Here is a 2,819-nt window from a genome sequence, read left to right as displayed (position 1 = left end):
ATTGTCAGCTCTCGCAATCCAGGGACGCCCGTATGGATGCCAACCTTTCGAAATGAATCGATGGTCCGCTTCACCGCGCAACAGAACATGTTGGACACCGGCAAACCTTGGGGGCCGATTCGGAACGTGTACATCCAACACGCCAGCGACCCCATGGTTTGGTTCTCGCCGTCATTGGTCTGGAACCAACCGCAGTGGCTTTCCGCACCACGTGGACCGGATGTCTCGCCCGGACTGCGCTGGTTTCCCATCGTGACGTTCCTGCAAATCGCTTTTGATTTGCCGATGGCAACCAGCGTTCCACTTGGATACGGGCACAACTATTCGCCGTCGAGCTACATCGATGCTTGGGTTGCCGTGACTCAACCCGAAGGTTGGTCGCGGACCGATTTGGACAGGCTCCGCGAACACTTCGCCAAACCAACTGAAGACGTCCGTCCGCCGATCCCAGACTTTGACCCAAGTTCGATTCCTTCAGACTCTGATCTTGAGCCCACCGAACCCATGTATCGACTTCGCATCAACGGGGAGGGGGAGCTTTACCGCAACAGCCAACTCATCTCGCGGTCCAATGTGATAGACGATCTGCGTGGTTTCCCAGACGTTTCTGAAGTTCATGTCGTGGTCGACGGAGATCCGACCGTCACGGTCAGAACGGTCACCGGGTTCCAAAAATACTTGAGCGACGAGATCCCAGATTCAGGTCCGTTTTCCTACTATGTGTCTCATGATGAAACCGAGGAGTAGCGTGGGCTGCTGAATGTTTGGTATGGACACCGCTTGGGACTGCGCAGGTTTTGTTCCTCGACTTCGCCCCAACGAGGCGGCCCTATGCCAGCCCGGGGCACCGCCTTTTGAAGTTTCGCTTTTGCGTGAGGCATTGTTTTTTTCCATAACCCGAAGCATCAGTTTTGAAGTTGTGCTTTTGAGTGAGGCATTGATTTTTTCATAACCCGACGCGTCAGCGAGGCGAAGTCAACATCGTTTTTCCCTCGCTGACGCTTCGGGTTTCGAGAAAAACGCAACTTCAAAAGCAACGCCCTGTGTTGTGGGTGCCCCTTTGGGGCGTACGAAAGAACGGAAGCCGACAACGCATCATCCGTGTCAACACCAAAGAGTGAGCAGCCCAGCGTTGGCCCCAGTTGTGAGCAGCAACCATGTGGAACGTCAAGCGACTCACAACCCCGAAGACACCTGCGTACCTACTTAACATCGTCACCAGTTGTTCACGCGACAATGAGATTCCAATGTCGAGTCGCGATGCAATCAACACGTGCACCGAGAAAAGGAAATGACAATTGGATTTCAAGCAGATTGTTGAGAAGACGGACACCAAGGCTGGACTCGCGTTCGACCTGACGATGCAGGTGTTGATCGTGGTTTCGTTGGTTGATTTCTCGGTTGAAACGGTTCCTGGACTTTCCGACACGACTCGTCAGATCTTGTGGTTCATCGAACTGGGAACGGTGGTTGTTTTCACAGCCGAGTATCTCCTCCGGCTGTTCGTGGCCGATCGTAAAATCGAATTCGCCACGAGTTTCTTTGGTGTCATCGACCTGCTCGCCATCCTGCCGTATTATCTCTCGCTGGGATTTGACCTGCGTTCGATGCGTGCATTTCGGTTGTTGCGTCTGTTTCGAATCCTGAAGCTCGCGAGATACATCGCTGCTGTGCGAAGGTTTCATCGCGCCTTGTTGATCGCTTGGGAAGAGTTGGTGCTCTTTGGCGTGGTCGCCGTGATCGTGCTCTACTTGGCAGCGGTTGGGATCTACCATTTTGAAAACGAGGCTCAGCCAGATGCGTTTGCCTCGGTGTTTCATTCGCTTTGGTGGGCCGTGGCGACACTGACCACGGTTGGGTATGGCGACATCTATCCGGTGACCCTCGGGGGCCGCATTTTCACGTTCATCGTTCTGCTTGTCGGACTGGGGGTCGTGTCGATCCCTGCTGGATTGATCGCATCCGCACTTTCCAAGGCAAGAGAATCAGACTGAGAGTGCTTTCAGAATCAACTCGCTCGGCAAGTGTTCTTGTTCGATCCGAAGATTGTTCTGGCACACGTGGTGATAGCAGTGCAGTTCACTCTCAAAAAGATGCGTGACCGCTTGAGCTACGCCCCCGTTACCTTCGGTCGCTAGACCAGCAAATTGCTCCACGACGGATCGGTCCATCAAACGGCTTTCCACGTGAAGCAGAACCGCTCGAAGTCGATCAAGAATGCGAAAGCCATCCGCATCGAGATCGCCCCAGTAGATCACTTCGCATTTCGACAGCCAGGCGATATCCGAAAGCTGAGTCACCCCGTTTCCCAGGCCTCCCAGGGCAAGCGTCCGCCGCATCGGAGGCAGCGAGAGCAAGCTGACTTTGTTCTCGACGATGATGACTCGCAGGTCGCTTGCCGGCAGCTTGCCAATGGATTCGGCGGGCAAGGAAAGTTCATCGAAAGGCAAGCCCAGATCTCGTTGCAACTTCTCGTCGAGGACCCGCAACATGTAGTGCGGACGCGCGTAGCGAAGCCCGTAGCGAGGCTCGAATTGGTCGTGGCCAAACCGAAAATCAATCGCGTCGGGCGGCAGCAGCAGATCCAGGCACTGGCGCCAAGAGCAACGCGATCACCACGAGCGCGAGACCACCGATGACAACACTTAGAAAGATCTTATTTTCCGAAGGGGACAGGGTCACGATTATCGCCCCAGTGCAGGCAGCCACTCCGAAAAGGAAACGCCGCACAAGGCTGGTCATGACGCGCTCCACTTCGATAAGGTCCGCCTCGTGGATGCGCACCTTAAAATTTTCTCTGTCCATACGGTGAATAAGCC

4 protein-coding genes are annotated in these 2,819 nt (G+C 54.7%); 2 read left to right on the top strand and 2 right to left on the bottom strand.

The window, feature by feature from the left end; all coding sequences use genetic code 11:
• On the top strand, positions 1-747 hold a 747-nt coding region (locus ACF8AM_RS20825; RefSeq protein WP_392557495.1), incomplete at its 5' end, for an alpha/beta-hydrolase family protein.
• A 551-nt stretch (positions 748-1,298) separates the two neighbouring features.
• Entirely contained in the window at positions 1,299-1,994 is a 696-nt protein-coding gene (locus ACF8AM_RS20820) for an ion transporter (RefSeq protein WP_392557494.1), read from the top strand.
• Here ACF8AM_RS20820 and ACF8AM_RS20815 read toward each other — a convergent pair.
• Together ACF8AM_RS20815 and ACF8AM_RS20810 are read right to left on the bottom strand one after the other, a co-directional pair.
• Positions 1,986-2,561 carry a Wadjet anti-phage system protein JetD domain-containing protein gene (locus ACF8AM_RS20815; protein WP_392557496.1) on the bottom strand — a complete coding sequence of 192 codons (576 nt, stop codon included), beginning with the start codon at positions 2,559-2,561 and terminating at the stop codon, positions 1,986-1,988. The two genes, ACF8AM_RS20820 and ACF8AM_RS20815, sit on opposite strands and share 9 nt — an antisense overlap.
• On the bottom strand, positions 2,557-2,819 hold a 263-nt coding region (locus tag ACF8AM_RS20810), incomplete at its 5' end, for a hypothetical protein (RefSeq protein WP_392557493.1). The genes ACF8AM_RS20815 and ACF8AM_RS20810, both read right to left, overlap by 5 nt.

It is taken from the genome of Rhodopirellula sp. JB055 (genome assembly GCF_043100905.1).
Classification (GTDB): Bacteria; Planctomycetota; Planctomycetia; order Pirellulales; family Pirellulaceae; genus Rhodopirellula.
The sequence above is the reverse complement of the archived record's forward strand: the minus strand, read 5'-3'. Positions and strand labels throughout refer to the sequence as shown.